The sequence below is a fragment of the Treponema sp. OMZ 798 genome, assembly GCF_024181385.1.
Taxonomy (GTDB): domain Bacteria; phylum Spirochaetota; class Spirochaetia; order Treponematales; family Treponemataceae; genus Treponema_B.
The window spans coordinates 1,090,900-1,107,286 of sequence record NZ_CP051305.1 but is presented as its reverse complement, the minus strand read 5'-3'; the positions used below and the strand labels follow the sequence as shown (position 1 = coordinate 1,107,286).

The window sequence follows — 16,387 nt, the reverse complement described above, 5'->3', positions numbered from 1 at the left end:
CTTGAAGCCTCCTCAAAAATAGGCTATAATGCTCACTATATGAAATATAAAAATCTACCGGTATACGAACAAAAAGACAGAATATTGGAAATGCTTGAGCACAATCAGGTAATCGTTGTAGAAAGCCCTACAGGCTCAGGCAAGACTACACAGCTACCGGTTATTTTACATGAAGCAGGTTACAGCCGTTCAGGTATGATAGGAGTTACTCAGCCGCGCCGTATTGCGGCCCTTTCGGTAAGCGAATTTATTTCAAAACAGCTTAAAGAACCCATGCCCGGCTTTGTAGGATATAAGATGAGGTTTGAGGACAAGACCTCAAGCGATACTAAGATAAAAATAATGACCGACGGCATTCTTTTACAGGAACTGAAGCTCGATCCTTGGCTCAGTAAGTATTCCGTAATCTTGGTCGATGAGGCCCATGAACGCAGTTTAAACATAGACTTTATCTTGGGGCTTTTAAAGCGGATAATAGCTGAACGCAAGGACTTTAAGGTAATTATTTCGTCGGCTACCATAAACACCGATCTATTTTCGATGTATTTTGACGGATGCCCGGTAATCAAAATAGATGCCATCACCTACCCCGTTACCCTTATCTTTGACCCTCCGGCGATCAAGGCCTCTACCGAAACGCAGGAGGCGGAAACGGCCCTTATGGACAAGATAGCCTCGATTGTAGGGCGCATCTTAAGCGAGGGGCGGAGCGGAGCCATCCTTGTTTTTCTTCCCGGGGAAAGGGCAATCAAGGACTGCATCGAAAGGCTTTCAAAAGAACCGTGGTACAGAAAACTTTTTATCCTTCCCCTTTACGGCCGCTTAAGCAAGGAAGAACAAGAGAGAGTTTTTAAGTCTCCCCCCTTCGGCAAAAAAAAGATTGTTATCTCGACAAACATAGCAGAAACTTCAATTACCATAAACGACATTGCAGCCGTTATAGATTCAGGGCTTGCAAAGCTTAACTTTTATAATCCCTTTACCTTTACTTCAAGCTTGGATGAAACCCTCATATCTAAGGCCTCTTGTAACCAAAGACGAGGACGAGCCGGAAGAACTCAGGAAGGCGTATGCTACCGCCTTTATACCCGTAAGGACTTTGAAACGAGGCAGCTTTATACCCTCGAAGAAATCTACCGTACAGACCTATCAGAGGTTGTTATGCGCATGGCAGAACTCGGCATCCTCGACTTTGAAAATTTCGACTTTATTTCGCCTCCCGGTAAAAAAGGCATAATAGGGGCCATAGACACCCTTAACATGCTCGATGCCCTCGAAAGCGACCGCTCTTTAAGCAGCATAGGAAAGATGATGTGTCTTTTCCCCTTGGCTCCAAGGCAGTCAAGAATTATAGTCGAAGCTATCACAAGATACCCCGACCTTGTAGAAGAGGTTTTAATCGCCGCAGCCTTTTTATCGGCAAGAAGCCCGGTCATCTTCCCCGAGGGTGAAGAAATTGAAGCCCGAAAAGCTCATGCCCTCTTCGATGAGCCCTTGGGAGACTTTGCTTCATTCTTAAAGGTTTTTAGGATGTACTCTCAAGCCCTCGATAAGGAGAGGTTTTGCAAGATTCATTATCTTGATGACAGAGTAATGGCCGAAATAGCCAACATAAAAGAGCAACTCGAACTCATCGTTTCCGATATGGGAGTGCCGATTCTTTCGGGCGGAAAAATGGAGCACTACCTTACGGCTGTAGCCAAGGGAATGATTCAGTTTGTATGCTCGGCTCAAGGAAGGGATTCTTACCGCTCCCTCACCACCGAAAAGATTTTTATTCACCCCGGCTCCTGCATGTACAAGGAAAAAGAACAGTTTATAGTTGCAGGCGAAATAGTGAGAACCTCACGCATGTACGCCATGTCTGTCTCCCCTCTTTCAAAAAAGATAATTGAAGAGGTAGCCCCTGCCCTTTTGGAAAAAAAGGATAAGAGGTCAAAAAAAGAAAAAGACGAACATAGGGCCGAGACAAAGGAAGAAAAGAAAAAGAGCGAAGAAGAAAGCGTTCTCATCGAAGGAACTCGCTATCTCATCAAAAAGATAAAGGGCAAAAAGCATCTCATCCTGCCTTGGAAGGAATTTAAACTCACTGCCGAGGCTATAAGACAAAAATATACCGAGGAAAACCAAAACGGAGCCTTGGAGCAGTTAAAAGGTTTGAGGGGAAAAATAGAAATCGGTAAAAGCGAGCTTTTATCGGGTGAAAAGATGGATTTGATTTTAAATGCGGTAAATAATTTTAATATCGAGCCTATCAAAAAAACAGAAGACGAAAAACGCTTTGATAAAACTAAAAATTATTTTATCGAAGAGGACTTAGAAGAGCTTATAAATTCTTTAAGCCTCTTATTTAGAACTACAATCGCAAAGAAAACTACAAAGCAGCTTGGCTTTATAACCCTCTTTTGCGACGGTACAGGGCACTTTTGGTTTAAAACATCAAGAGGCTTTCATACAGCCTTGCACGAATGCCTTGTTTCCCTTCAAAACCTGATTGACCTTGCAGGAGAAAATTTTAGCGAGGATCAAAAAACAATTGTCCGCAATATCTACGGAAAAATGAATAAGATGATCTAAGGAGTACTTATGTGGTGGTTAGTTGCCGTTTTAGCCGGTATTTTTTTGTTTTTATTTTTAAAAAAATCTTGGAAAGAAAATTCTCAAGGAGTCAGATTAAATGACGGCACTGCTGCAGAAGATGAAGCCTTAGAGAACATAGTCGAAATGGAAGACGCTTTTTTTGAAGCTGTACGCACAGGAAAAAAATCAATCAAATTCATGTATCTTTTTTATCAAGAAGATATAATGATAATAAAATCTCTTTTTCAAAGCGAAGGCATTCCATACCGCATGGAAAACGAGCACCTTTCTTCAATACTGGTAGGTTCAGGAGTAGCCGGAACAAATTATACTGCCTTTTATATTTTAAGAGAAGACTATGAGGATGCCTTAAAAATAGTAAAAGAATATGCCGAAAATAAGCAACTTGAAACTTCTGATAAGGACTCAACCGGCTGTATGACAAAATTCATCGACTTTATATCTGCAGCGAATTTTATCCCTAAAAAAACGGAAACATCGGGTATCGTCATATTTAAACTTGAAAACGATTAATTAAGCTCTTTTAATTTTTTTAAAAGGGATGCCGCCTGATAGTTTTTAGGATTTAACTCCAAGGCATAACCTAAAACACTCCTAGCCCTGTCATAAGCCTTTCTTTCATAAAAAATTAGGGCAATCTCATAGTGCAGCATACTCTGTCTTTGTTTATCCTTTGTCATAGTTGCTGCAAGGCTATAAGTATCCACAGCCTCCGAGGTTTTTCCCGACATATAATACATATAAGCGGAATTTACTGTAGCTGCATAAGCATAGGCAGGAACTTGAGCTGATGCTGCAAAAGAAGAAACAGCATTTTCAAAATCTCCGCTCAAAGCCGAATTTATCCCTGCATAAAAAGAATCTTCATATCTTTTTCCTATTTCACCGACACTTAGACAGGCATTAAAATCTCCGGATTGAGCAAAATACCATTTTGCATATTCCCTGATAATAGGTTCTTTTCCGTATTTTTCAAGAATCTTCCACATATCGGCCTTGACCCTAACCTTAGAAGCATAGGTCTTATCCCTTATTTGTTTGTATCTAAATTCTTCCAAAATAAATCTTGGATCAAAATCGGGAGCTTCCATTGCTCTTTTTAAAAGCTCTTCAGAGGCATAGGTCATCTTGGGAGAAGTAAAATAAGTTTCTTCCATTTTTATTGAATAAAACCCCTTAGATTCGAGATAAGCAGTAAGCTCATCTTGGGTATTTAATTCACGCAAGGAAAGATCTTCACGAACATAGCGGGCTATAACCGGATAAAAGCCCGGATATAAATCTATACATTCTATCAAAAGATCTACGCGCTCTCTTTCATCAGGAGCGGTCAAAGCTAAATCATAAAACACTATAGGAGATGCTTCGGGGCTTCTATCGGCAGCTGCCTGCCAAAAGGCCCTCGCCCTTTCACTATCTCCCTGACCGAAAGCCGCATCGGCTGCAAGCATAAGGTGAAGACGGGCATTTTCAGCTGTCTTACCTTCACCGCCGTCCTTATCTGCATAAACAAGAGAAAAATATAAATCGCCGAAAATGGAGTCAAAAACACCCAGATCATAAACAATACAGCTCCAAAAAAAAGGATGATCGGGAGCTGTATCTTGCGGAATATCATATCGTAAATGAGAAGCCTCTCTTAAACGGCCTTGTGAAGCCAAGACAAGAGCAGCATTTTTCAAAAAAATTTGATTTTTGGTTTTATCATAGGCTGCTTTTAAAAGACTAAAATCGGAATTAAAAGAATTCAAGGCAATATCCGCCAAAATAGAAGCCTCAGCTCCCAAGGAAGCATATGGGGAACCTTTTAACCTTTCACAATAAGGCAGGGCATCTTCTGATTTTCCGGAATCGATAAGGATAGAAGTTAATAGGGCCGGAAGCTCTGCCGACTCGGGATGATTTTTTATACCTTTTTGCAGGCAGATTAAGGCATCAGGCTCTGCCCCCAGTTTTAACTGCCTTTTAACAATGCTGACATAATTTGTAGAATTTACGGCCTTTTTTTGAAGGCGTTTTAAACTCTTCAAAGCCTTAGACGAACGGCCTTCCGATATATGTGTATCAATATTAGAAAGTTCTTCCAAAAAAGCTTGCTCATCGCTTTTGAAAGAACAAGAAAAAAGTAAAAAAACTAAAAAAACAATTTTTAAAACTATCTTTTGAAGCTTCATTCTGAAATTCTAAGACTTATTTTTAATACTGTCAAGTACCGCATTTACAAATTTATAAGAATCATCGGTGCCGAAATCCCTGGCCAAATTTATAGCCTCATCTATTACAATGGGCGGAGGCGTATCTTTTTGATAGAGAAGAGAATATACGCTCAATCTTAAAATAGCCTTATCTACGGAATTAAGACGCTCGATAACCCAATTATCCAGATTAGCCTGAATTGCTTTATCGATTTCGGTTATATTTTCGATTGTTCCTAAAACCATCATCCTAGGGAAAAGATACCTATTCGGATCATTTGTCGAGTCTTCATTTTGCCAAGAGAAATTCAATAAATCGTCAAGGACGGCTCCTCCCATATCCCAAGCAACAAGGGCTTGGAAAGCGAGAATCCGTCCTCTGCGTCTGCCTACACTCATTTAAAATCTATCGATTACCATGTAAGAAGTTTATCAAGTTCCGCATCGGTTTTTAATATTTTACAATTATCATTGGTGCGTAAACTTTCATATGTATTTTGAATAATAGATTGAACAGCATTTACAGCAAGTCCCTGAGAAAGAAGGGCTTTTATCTGATCATAAAGAGTAATTGCTGATGAGGGATCAGGAATATCACTTAAAGTCAAAATTTTGGCATCAAGTTTTTCGGTTATAACAAAAAACTGTCTGCTGTCAACCCTATCTTGAATATCGAATATGTGATTTACATCTTTGGAAAAAATTTCCATTAAAACTTCAGGAGTGGTATTTAACAACTGAGCTCCTTCTGCCGTTTTAGGTATATAACCTTCTTGTGCAACATAATTACCGGCTTCTGCATTTTTCTTGATGTTGGCAATCTCTTTTATATTCTTTTTAACCTTTTTATGCAGTTCATTAATTCTATCGATTTCTTCCTTGTCTTTACCTTCTTTTTTTACGGCAACAAAAAGCATCTTGACCATATCGGGACGAACTAACTCACCTTTTTTTATTTCATAGTATGAACGTATCTGAGCATCGGTAGGTGTTGCCATTCTTACAATTTCTGCTTGGTTTTTTGAAGCTATAAAGCTTTGAATGATCAGGTTATCTTTGATAATCTTTTTGATTTCTTCAACAGTATTACCTGTTTGTTTTTTCATAAACTCGTCAAGCGATATATTTTCTTTTTGTTTTATCAATTTAGCGAATTCGCTTTCTGTTATAGGGGAATTTACTATTGCTGAAAGAGCATCGTTAAAAGCAGCATCTACTTGGGAATTAGAAATCTTTATATTTTCTTTTTCAGCAGCTTGAACTAAAAGCTTAGTTCTCATCAAACTTTCCAAAACAAGCTTTTTCTCGGAATTCGCGGCTATACTTACTCCGCCTTGAGACTCGGCAAACTTAACAAGCTTTTTAAGCTGACCCAGAGTGATAGGTTCCTTTTTTGACAGGTTTACCTGTGCAATAACCTGCAAATCATTTTGGGCCGTTAAAACACCCAAAAAGCCAACCAACATAATTGCAATAAAAACTTTCTTTTTCATTTTATCCTCATCCATTATCCCGTATGGGGATGATATATTTAAAGAAGGCAAAGCCGAACTTCGCCCTATTAACAAATTGTAGAGCAAATAAGTTACATCGAATGTTCAAGAACTGCCCTAATACGCCTTACTCCTGATGAAGAAGACTGTTCTTTTTTTATCACAAACTTACCTAAACTTCCTGTTTTTTCGACGTGTGGGCCTCCGCAAACTTCGGTAGAAAAATCTCCTATTTTGTAAACCTTAACCACATCCTCATATTTTTCTCCGAAAAGAGCCATTGCTCCTATTTTTTTTGCTTCCTCCAATGGCATGACTTCCATAGTCACAGGCAAGTCTGCCTTGATAGCCTCATTTACAAGCTTTTCTACTTCTTTCTTTTCGGCTTCTGTCATTGGTTCAGGATGAGAAAAGTCAAACCTAAGCCTTTCTGCCGTTATATTTGAACCTTTTTGCTGAACATGATCGCCTAATACCATTCTTAGGGCCTTGTGCAAAAGATGGGTAGCTGTGTGATAGGCTGTCGTCTGTTCGGAATGGTCGGCAAGACCGCCCTTAAATACCTGTTCACTTCCTGCCCTTGAAAGCTCCTGATGTTTTTTAAAGGCTTCATCAAATTCTTCCCTGTTTACGGTCAGGCCCGATTCTGAAGCTAGTTCTTCGGTTAATTCAATCGGAAAGCCGTAGGTATCATAAAGCTTAAAAGCCATCCTTCCCGGAATTATTTTTTTAGGATTTTTTAAAAGATTGGGGAGCATTTTTTCGAATTCGGCCTCGCCTTTTTTTAAGGTTTCAAGGAATTTATCCTCTTCGGCTTTAAGCTCGGTTAAAATTAAGGTTTCGTTGTCTTTCAGCTCAGTGTAAAATTTTGAATTTTGAGCGATAACGGCAGAAGCCGGAACCGATAAAAAGTTTCCGTCTATGCCGAGTTTTTTACCGTGTCTTACAGCACGCCTTATAATTCTTCTTAAAACATAGCCCGCCCCTATATTTGAAGGAAGCGTAGTTTTAGGATCGCCTAAGATAAAGCAGGCAGTCCGGATATGGTCTGCTATAATGCGTATTGAGGTATCGGTCTTTTCGTTATCACCATATTTTACGCCGCTCAAATCCTCGATGGACTTAATAATCGATGTAAAAGCCTCGGTATTATAAACTGAGGGCTTTCCTTGAAGCATAGCAACGGTACGCTCAACACCCATCCCGGTATCTACACATTTTCTTGTCAGCGGGGAATAGGAGCCGTCCTTGTTTTTATGATATTGCATAAAAACATTGTTCCATATTTCTACATATTTACCGCAGCTACAGCCGGGGCGGCAATTAGAACTGCAAGCATTCTTTCCTGTATCTATAAAAATTTCGGTGTCAGGTCCGCAGGGGCCGGTCTCTCCGGCAGGGCCCCACCAGTTATCTTCTTTAGGTAAAAAGAAAATCTTATCTTTTGAAACTCCCAAGCCTTCCCAAATAGAAGCAGACTCTTCATCGCGTGGAGCGTCTTCATTTCCTTCAAAAACCGTAAAGGAGAGTTTATCGACAGGAATGCCTAAGTATTTTTCATCGGTTAAAAATTCAAAGCTATAGGCGATGGATTCTTTTTTAAAATAGTCTCCCAAGGACCAGTTACCTAACATTTCAAAAAATGTCAAGTGTGAAGCATCTCCTACATCGTCTATATCGCCTGTACGGACACATTTTTGTACGTCCGTTAGACGGCTTCCTGCCGGATGAGGCTCGCCCATCAAGTAAGGGACAAGAGGATGCATTCCCGCTGTCGTAAACAAGACCGTAGGGTCATTTTCAGGTATAAGAGAGCGTCCCGATATCTCTACATGATTTTTAGTTTTAAAAAATTCTATATATTTTGAACGTAATTCATCAACCGTAATATTTTTATTCATAGGAAGATATTTTAAGGAATAAAAAAGAAATTGTCAATACGTCGATTAAAAATGTACATCCGTGTACATTTTTAATCTTCGAGTATTTTTGCTTCGCAAAAAACTCGTAAGAATGAAACAACCGGCATCCGTGCCGGTTAAAGAATGTAAATCCTTGTACATTTTTGATCTTATAGTATTTTTGCTTCGCAAAAAACTCGCAAGAATAAAACCACGGACATCCATGACCGATAGCTAATGTACATCCTTACATAAAGTGTAAAAGATATTACAAAAAATATCAATTTTGATGAAAATTTACTCTTTTTTTCAAATAAATCATAGGAATATAATGGGAAGAAAATATTAAAAAAAATAATAGGAGAAAACACGTGGTAAAGAGATTTGAAGATTTAACATTACAGGATGATTTTATGTTTTATAAGGTCATGCAAGATCAGAATCTTTGCAAAAGACTTATCGAAATGATATTACTTGATACAATAGGTAAAATTGCATATATTTCGGTACAGCATAATCTTAGAAACTATGAACAGGCAAAATCGGTAAGATTTGATGTTCTGGTACAGACAAAACAAGGTAAATTTTACGATGTAGAAATGCAGGTCAGCAATGAAAGAAATATACCAAAACGAATGAGGTTCTACCAAACTGCTATCGATATTTCTTTTTTGAATAAAGGTAATTTCTATAATAATTTAAATGACAGCTTTATAATTTTCATCTGCGTTTTTGATGCCATAGGTAAAAATATGCCTGTTTATACCTTTGAAAACATCTGAACAGTTATAATAAAAGTACAGTATAAAAGTTCCCTATGTGCTATAATGGGGGAAGATATGAATAAGTATAGCAAAGAATTTAAAGAGCAGGCGTTGCAACTGTCTGATGAAATCGGAGTAAGAAAGGCGTCTGAAGATTTAGGCATTTCGTATGGAACTCTTACTGATTGGAGAAAAAGCAAAAACCGTTATCCAAAACAGGAAAAAGAGAATCATAAAGCCGCCAATATTTTGGAAAGCGAACAGAAAAGAGCTCTTGAAAAAGAGAATAGGGAACTTAAAGAGACGGTACGGATATTACATGATGCTCTACGTTTTTTCGTCAAAGGTCAGAACAAGTAACAAAGAAACTGATTTTTAACTATATTTGTAATAGCTGTCAGACACTACAACTGTCGGCAGTAAGCCTGTGTAAAGCTCTGCATGTCACGGAATCAGGCTATTACAAGTGGAAACGAAATCGCCATAAAGTGAAAAAATGGCAGCTTGTTCTCACCCGAAATGCATACTATCCTTGAAGAACATGAGGATAATGATAACTATGGAGTAACAAGAATGAAAATAGCACTTGAGCAAAAGGGAATTAAATGTTCCCGTTCCACAGTATTAAGGATAATGAGAAGAGGAAATCTGCTTCATAAGAGCAGAAAAAGCCCTGACGGTCTTACAAAAGCCGATAAAAAGGCTCAAAAGTGTGAAGATTTAGTTAAGCAAGACTTTAGCGCTTCAAAACCTAATGAAAAATGGCTTACCGACATTACACAAATTGCCTGCAAAGACGGAATTCTTTATATAGCACCGGTATTAGATTGCTTTGCAGGAGAAGTTATTTCACTCGCAATGGATGATAATATGAAAAAAGAATTGTGCATACGTGCTATTCAACAAGCGCATGAGAAAGAATGGCCGGAACCCGGCTTTATTGTGCTCAAGCGATCCGGGCAGCCAATATACGAGCCATGAATACAAACGCACGATTGCATCTTTACACGGTGTGCAGAGTATGGGTGGAGTTGGAACCTGTTATGATAATGCCCGTATGGAAAGTTTTTTTGCGACATTGAAGAAGGAAAAACTTTATCGAATAGACACGAAAAAGCTGACGATTGAAATGAGTAAAAACGATTATATGGCGTTACATCATGGTCTACTACAACAGGTTAAGAATCAATACTTTTAATGAAGGAGGATATCCTCCTTCTGTATATAGGCAAAAAGCAGCTTCAATAAAAGCTGCTTGATTATAAATTTAGGGGCTTTAGGGACTGTACTCGTATTGACTTTTCCAATCTGTCTTGAAGATAAAAGCATATTTTTACAAGATGGAACAAAAAAGGTTATAATAAATGCAGAGGCCTTTAATGACACTAAAGACAAAGACTTAAAATATTTTTTAGAATATCTTAAAACCGGCAAGACAAAAAGCGAATTTACAAGGAGAATTGAGGAAATGATACAAGCAATAAAAGAAAACGAACAAGCAAGGCAAGAATATAGATTAATGTCTACCTTTGAGATGGATGCTAGGTATAAAGGCTTTTCTGAAGGTTTAAAGCAAAAATCAATAGAAACAGCTACACTTATGAAAAAGCGAGATTACCCAATTTCTGAAATTTTGCTAATGACCGGCCTTACCGAAGCAGAAATCGAAAAGCTTTAATTTATATGTTTGTCATAGTTAGATAAATATTTTTCGGGCGAATGCCGAATAAAACTAAATAAGGGAGAAAATTTAAGATGAAAAAATTGATTTTTATTTGTGCAATTCTTTTTACGGTTTTTACAAGCTTAAATGCAGAAGAAACAAAACCTGAGTTTGAAGTTACTCTTAATATTACGAATATTGAGACTATCGAAGGAAAGCTTTTTTTGGCTATCTATCAAGATGCAAAGTCTTTTAAGAAAAAAGAGCCTTTAAAGACGGTAAGCATTAAAGTAGAAGGTAAGGATATGACAATAACCGAAAAACTTCCGGAAGGAGAATATGTTTTTTTTGTCTATCAAGATCTCAATGAAAACGATAAGCTGGATAGAAACTTTTTAGGTATGCCTAAGGAACCGGTAGGATACAGCAACCATAATGGCGGAAAACCAAAGGGATTTGACAAGTTAAAAGTCGAAATCAAAGAAAATAAAAGCGTAGATATTAAAGTTTTTAAAATTTAATAGTTTTTTAGGCTAGATTTTAATCTTACTATCTGTTAAAATACCTGTCTTGAGAGCAATTTTTATGGATAGTACAAAAAATTTAAAAAACAAGCTTCCGCCCCACAATATGGAGGCAGAAAAGGCTGTTTTAGGAGCTGTTTTAATAGATCCTGATGTTTTTACCTTTGTAAGACCTATCTTAGATGCAGGGGCTTTTTATTCTCCTCAACACCAAAAGATATATAAGGCTATTTCGGAATTAGACACCCGCTCCCAAAAAGCCGATATTTTAATATTGACGGACTATCTTCGTTCTACAAATGAGCTGGACTCGGTCGGAGGAGCAAGTTACATAGCATCTCTTACGGATGAGGTTCCCAGCTCTGCAAACTACGAATTTTATGCAAAAATCGTATTGGAAGCTGCAATAAGAAGAAACTTGCTAAAAGTTTCAAATAAAATTTCTGCAGATGTATTTGATGACAGTATATCAAGCCGAACAGTCTTGGAAGAGGCTCAAAAAAGCATCTTTGACCTTACTGAAGCCGGGAATTCGGCGACATTTAAGTCCTTGGCTGAGGTCATAATGCCCACTTTGGAGGTTCTCCAAAAACTACACGAACGCAAGGGAGAATACACAGGGGTTCCCTCAGGCTTCGGTAATTTGGACAATATGACCTACGGATTTCAAAATTCGGAATTTATCATAATAGGAGCCCGTCCCTCCGTAGGAAAAACTGCCCTTGCAATGACCATGGCTGCCCACATAGCTATTGATGAAAAAATACCTACAGCCTTTTTTTCTCTAGAAATGTCGGATATGCAGCTTGTACAGCGTTTGATAGCTTCAAGAGCAAAAATAAATTCAAACAGAATAAGGTCTGCAAACCTGACGGCAAGAGACTTCGGAAAGGTATCTGAAACTTGCGGTTTGCTCTATGAAGCACCATTCTACCTTGTAGATATGCCTAATATGAAGCTTTTGGATTTAAGAGCAATAGCCCGCCAGCTTTGCAGTCCGCCATATAATGTAAAAATTATTTTTATAGACTATATAACCCTTATTACGGGAGAAAATGCAAGCATACCGCGCCATGAACAAATCGCAGAAATTTCAAGATCTCTAAAAAGTCTTGCAAGAGAGCTGGATATTCCGGTTGTCGCCCTTTCTCAGTTGACAAGGGATGCGGAAGGAAAAAAACCCGGGCTTGCGGATATAAGGGAATCCGGCTCTCTTGAACAGGATGCCGATGTGGTCATGTTTTTACACCGTGAAAGGGCCGACACAAGCGAAGGTGAAGCAAAACCCATTCCCACAGAACTAATTTTAGCAAAGCAAAGAAACGGCCCTATAGGCACTGTGCCTCTTTTATTTTTATCCCAATATACAACCTTTGTTACCGAAGCTAAAGAGAAATGATTTACAGAAAAATCAAAAAATGTTCTTGACTATTGGCAGGAAAAGAAGGATAATATACTTAAGATTATTATTTTAAGGAGGTTTCTTTGAAAAAAGTAAAAGTATTACTTTTACTCTTGTCTGTTCTTTTTATCTTTTCATGTAAGTCTGCTCCCAAGCAAAAAGAAGAAAAGCCGGCTGAACCTGAAAAAACACAAGAACAAGAAGTGGTAAAAGAAGAAAAAGATAAGAAAACGGAAGACAAAAATATGTCTGATGATTACTACACAGTATATTTTGCACCGCAGACTTATCAAATCGATCCGTTTACTGCACAAAGACTAAAAGAAATAGGCGAAGATCTAAAAGCAAAAAATGTAAGGAAAATCGTCATTTACGGTCACAGTGCAAAACTGGACTCGCAAAAGGATGAAGATCGTATTGCATTACAGCGGGCAATTGCTGTTGCAAGCTATTTTCAAAAAATGAAGCTGTTTGATGCGAACAGCATAATCGTTGAAGGCAAAGGCGCTCGTGAACCGGCCCGAAGCCATTCAGAGATTACTGACCGCTTCAAAAACCGAAGAGTAGAAATTCACAGTGTTAAATAAACACTATGAAATTTAAAAAAAATCATTTTGGAGGTAATTAATGATTAAAAAAATTTTTTTTGCAGCCGTATGTTCACTTTTAGTTGTTTCAGCTTGGGCACAGGCTCCTTCTATTGTCGGAACAGATTATGTCCGACCCGCAATTCACTATGTTGAAGAAGGCACCAATTATGTAAATAGTGATGTCTTTTTTAAACTCAGATCAACCGATAAGGATACCGGTCTTGACTTTGTAGAATTTGCCTTGAATGGTGCAGCCTTTATGAGATATAAGAACCCCTTCCAACTCCTAGAAGAAGGAAAATTTGATATTTCATACAGAGGATTTGATAACAGCGGAAACTTGGAATTGCCCAAAACCTTGTCAGTAATTGTAGACAATACAGCTCCCGATACAATGATCAAGACAACAGAACCTTTGTACAATGACGGTGTAGTACTTTACTGCTCATCAAATACAAAATGGTATGTTTCTGCCGCCGACGTAGTCGGAGGATCAGGTGTAGCAGCCGGTTACATGGGAACAGATCTAAACGCTCTTAAAATGTCAGGAAATGGAAAAGAATCCGAGCAAACCTATGTTTCATTGGATGCTGAAGGACCTGTAAATCTTTATTACACAGCAATTGACAATGTAGGAAACCTTGCTCCTATTAAGTTAATCGCTGTTACTATCGACAGAACAGCACCTGTTGTAACTATTGCAAATTCTAACCGTCTTATCAACAAGGATGATGAATACTTAGTATTCCCCAGCAATAATGTTGTAGATGAAGAAGGCAGAGTTATTGTTTCTACAAGTGAAACCGTTTCATTTGCAGCACAAGACGAGATCTCAGGTGTTGATGCAATTTATGTAAAAGTAAATGACGGAGAATATACTAAGTATGTAGAACCGATCAAATTTACACAAAATGCAGTTTACAAAATCGAAGTCAAGGCTATCGATAATGTAGGTAACGTTTCTGATCCGGTCTTATACACATTCTATGTTGATCAGATTACACCTAACTCGGAGGTTGACATAATCGACAGGACCGGGAATCTTCTTCCGGCCACAACCCCCGCAAATGCCCAGTAAAAAAATTGAGGCATCACCGATCAATCGGCTTCCGATATAAGGATTACCGGTTTCCGATATAATCGGTGATATAAAAAAAAAGCCGAACTAAACGGGACTTCCCGACTTCGGCTTTTTTATTTTGTAAGATTATGAAGTTAAAAAAGATATGTTTTTTTGTTTTAATTTTCATAAATTTTTCGTATGTTTTTGGTAATACAGATTTACAGAAAACAAAAACGGAAATTGAAGCAGAGTTAAACTATCCCTTAAATTTTAATATTTCAATATCTCATTTTTTAAAATTTTATAGACCAAATACAGAATCAAGATATACGGAACTTGGTTTTAGCTTAAGCTTAAAACCTGCAAACCTTTTAGGATCTTTTAATTTAAAGCTGGCATATTTACCTTTTATAAATTTTATTGCAGGAACCGCACTTGGGACAGGCTGGGCCTACCCTGCCCTAAATTTTTACGGCATTGCAGAAAATCAAAATGTCAATAATTTGCAAGTTATCAAACCTTTATATTTTTCAAAGTTATTTTTAAGCACACAAGGCGGGATTGAGCTGTATTTTGATCTAAACTCTCAAATAAAAAATGAATGGGCAAATCTTATCTTAAAGACCTCTCATATTATAAATTATACTGCTCTTATTCCTTTAAAAAATACCTATTTTTGGTTTTTCGATAATGATTTAGGTGAAAACAGAAATGGAGCCCGTTATGCAGGAACATACTCTATAGAATACAATATGCCTCTTTACTTAAATACTATAAGAATAGAGCTTATTAGCTATAAAAATCTATATAAAACCATTCCTTTTACCAAAAATAAAGCCGAACAATTATGGACCTTTGAACTAAAGAATGAGCTTTTTTTTAAAGTCTCCGAAAAAACGCGCATAAAACTTCAAGCGGTTTGGAAGACAGCCCCTATTTACTATAATTACAAAGATGAAGCTCATTTTACACAAAAAATAATAAACTCAAAAAAGAATATCGATATGTTCTTTGAATCCGTTGCAATCAGTCTTATATTTAAACTATAGGTTTAAAAAATCCTTTATCCGTAATTATACCTGCACAAAGTTCATAAGGCGTTATGTCAAAGGCAGGATAAAGTCCTGAAATTGAACCGCTCTTAGTTTTTTTCTCTTTTTTACAATCCGAAGGTAAAATCGCCGTCCTTTCTCCCATAGCATAAAGAACCTCTTCAGGGGTTCTATATTCAATTTTTACCTCTTTTGCCGAAACATAGTTTTTATCGGGAAAGCCTATTGCATAATAAGGAATACCAAAATAATTTGCAGCTATAGCCATTTGAAGTGTACCTATCTTGTTTATTATAGAGCCGTCAAGGGTTATAACATCAGAAGCTGAAACGCAGAAGTTAATTTTTTTTTCACTCATAAGAAGAGCAGGCATATTATCGGTAACAACAGTCGTATCAAAGCCCATATCATAGGCCAAGGACGCAGTCAAACGGGCCCCTTGAAAATATGGACGGGTTTCGGCACAAAAAACCTTTATATTTTTATTAGACTCTTTAAATCTGCGTAAGTATCCGCCTACAGTCGTTTCACCGAAACATTGGGTTAAAATTGAAGAACCGTTTGGAACCAAGTCTGCAAAAATGGCGCCGGCTGCCGTATTTTTTTTATACCGGTCATTATTTTGGTCTACGGCATTTTGCTTTAAGGCCTTAATAATGTCATTCGAGGAGGTTCCATTTTTTATTAGAGATTCAAAAAGGCTCAATGCTTCTGCTGTAACAAACTGCATTGCCTTACTCGTAGTCGGCCGGGCATGAGACAAAGAATAAGCAGCTTCTTTCATAAAGTTAATATATTCAGTTTTTGAAAGCTTTTTCCCTTGATAGGCAGCAAGAGCCATCCCCATAGCAGCCGCGGCAAATGGGCCGCCGCTTTGAGTCACCATATCGGCAACAGCCTTTGCAACTTCCTCATATTTTTTGCACACACAAAATTCCGTTTTTGCCGGACAAATACGCCTGTCTAAAATACGCACCTCTCCGTACTCTTCATCAAACCAAGCAACATTTTCATATTGCAAAATAAAACCTAAATTATAATCTTCACGCATTTTTAGCTATTTTCCCTGTTTATATATAAATGTTAAAGTATTTTGCTTAATAATATAAGCTTTTTTTGTAACTTTGTCAGCATAAAAT

The 16,387-nt window shown here is 37.7% G+C and carries 14 protein-coding genes and 2 pseudogenes; 11 read left to right on the top strand and 5 right to left on the bottom strand.

The window, feature by feature from the left end:
• The first annotated feature begins 39 nt into the window (after nucleotides 1-39).
• Together E4O07_RS05230 and E4O07_RS05225 are read left to right on the top strand one after the other, a co-directional pair.
• Nucleotides 40-2,577, top strand: coding sequence for a helicase-related protein (locus tag E4O07_RS05230; RefSeq protein ID WP_253687745.1), 2,538 nt, complete (start codon nucleotides 40-42; stop codon nucleotides 2,575-2,577).
• Nucleotides 2,578-2,586: 9 nt separating this feature from the next.
• Nucleotides 2,587-3,114 (top strand): putative signal transducing protein, encoded by a 528-nt coding sequence (locus E4O07_RS05225; protein WP_253687744.1) that lies wholly within the window; start codon nucleotides 2,587-2,589, stop codon nucleotides 3,112-3,114.
• On the opposite strand, the gene E4O07_RS05220 is transcribed toward E4O07_RS05225, so the two are convergent.
• The 4 genes from E4O07_RS05220 to E4O07_RS05205 form a co-directional block, all read right to left on the bottom strand.
• Nucleotides 3,111-4,775: a tetratricopeptide repeat protein gene (locus E4O07_RS05220; protein WP_253687743.1), complete on the bottom strand. Its 1,665-nt coding sequence runs from the start codon at nucleotides 4,773-4,775 to the stop codon at nucleotides 3,111-3,113. The genes E4O07_RS05225 and E4O07_RS05220 overlap by 4 nt on opposite strands.
• Before the next feature lie 9 nt (nucleotides 4,776-4,784).
• Nucleotides 4,785-5,195, bottom strand: coding sequence for a transcription antitermination factor NusB (gene nusB, locus E4O07_RS05215; RefSeq protein WP_253687742.1), 411 nt, complete (start codon nucleotides 5,193-5,195; stop codon nucleotides 4,785-4,787).
• A gap of 14 nt (nucleotides 5,196-5,209) precedes the next feature.
• Complete coding sequence (locus E4O07_RS05210) at nucleotides 5,210-6,289, bottom strand: MOSP complex formation periplasmic protein, TDE1658 family (RefSeq protein ID WP_253687741.1); 1,080 nt, start codon at nucleotides 6,287-6,289, stop codon at nucleotides 5,210-5,212.
• Between the two features lie 92 nt (nucleotides 6,290-6,381).
• Nucleotides 6,382-8,190, bottom strand: a complete 1,809-nt coding sequence (locus E4O07_RS05205; protein WP_253687740.1) for an alanine--tRNA ligase — start codon at nucleotides 8,188-8,190, stop codon at nucleotides 6,382-6,384.
• 371 nt (nucleotides 8,191-8,561) lie between these two features.
• Between E4O07_RS05205 and E4O07_RS05200 the strand changes: the two are divergent.
• The 9 genes and pseudogenes from E4O07_RS05200 to E4O07_RS05160 form a co-directional block, all read left to right on the top strand.
• Nucleotides 8,562-8,969: pseudogene (locus E4O07_RS05200) on the top strand (Rpn family recombination-promoting nuclease/putative transposase); the annotation flags it as partial.
• Nucleotides 8,970-9,029: 60 nt separating this feature from the next.
• Nucleotides 9,030-9,314, top strand: coding sequence for a transposase (locus tag E4O07_RS05195; protein WP_253687739.1), 285 nt, complete (start codon nucleotides 9,030-9,032; stop codon nucleotides 9,312-9,314).
• 213 nt (nucleotides 9,315-9,527) lie between these two features.
• Complete coding sequence (locus E4O07_RS05190; RefSeq protein WP_253687738.1) at nucleotides 9,528-9,935, top strand: DDE-type integrase/transposase/recombinase; 408 nt, start codon at nucleotides 9,528-9,530, stop codon at nucleotides 9,933-9,935.
• Between the two features lie 310 nt (nucleotides 9,936-10,245).
• A pseudogene (locus tag E4O07_RS05185) lies at nucleotides 10,246-10,632 on the top strand (hypothetical protein); the annotation flags it as partial.
• A 77-nt stretch (nucleotides 10,633-10,709) separates the two neighbouring features.
• Nucleotides 10,710-11,138 (top strand): DUF2141 domain-containing protein, encoded by a 429-nt coding sequence (locus tag E4O07_RS05180; RefSeq protein WP_253687737.1) that lies wholly within the window; start codon nucleotides 10,710-10,712, stop codon nucleotides 11,136-11,138.
• 64 nt (nucleotides 11,139-11,202) lie between these two features.
• The gene (dnaB, locus tag E4O07_RS05175) at nucleotides 11,203-12,540 is read left to right on the top strand and encodes a replicative DNA helicase (protein WP_253687736.1); all 1,338 of its coding nucleotides are present in this window, start codon (nucleotides 11,203-11,205) and stop codon (nucleotides 12,538-12,540) included.
• Between the two features lie 86 nt (nucleotides 12,541-12,626).
• Entirely contained in the window at nucleotides 12,627-13,130 is a 504-nt protein-coding gene (locus E4O07_RS05170) for an OmpA family protein (RefSeq protein WP_253687735.1), read from the top strand.
• Between the two features lie 40 nt (nucleotides 13,131-13,170).
• The gene (locus E4O07_RS05165; protein WP_253687734.1) at nucleotides 13,171-14,211 is read left to right on the top strand and encodes an OmpL47-type beta-barrel domain-containing protein; all 1,041 of its coding nucleotides are present in this window, start codon (nucleotides 13,171-13,173) and stop codon (nucleotides 14,209-14,211) included.
• Between the two features lie 131 nt (nucleotides 14,212-14,342).
• Nucleotides 14,343-15,245 carry a hypothetical protein gene (locus E4O07_RS05160; RefSeq protein ID WP_253687733.1) on the top strand — a complete coding sequence of 301 codons (903 nt, stop codon included), beginning with the start codon at nucleotides 14,343-14,345 and terminating at the stop codon, nucleotides 15,243-15,245.
• Here E4O07_RS05160 and E4O07_RS05155 read toward each other — a convergent pair.
• The gene (locus E4O07_RS05155; RefSeq protein WP_253687732.1) at nucleotides 15,235-16,299 is read right to left on the bottom strand and encodes a s-methyl-5-thioribose-1-phosphate isomerase; all 1,065 of its coding nucleotides are present in this window, start codon (nucleotides 16,297-16,299) and stop codon (nucleotides 15,235-15,237) included. The genes E4O07_RS05160 and E4O07_RS05155 overlap by 11 nt on opposite strands.
• Nucleotides 16,300-16,387 lie beyond the last annotated feature (88 nt).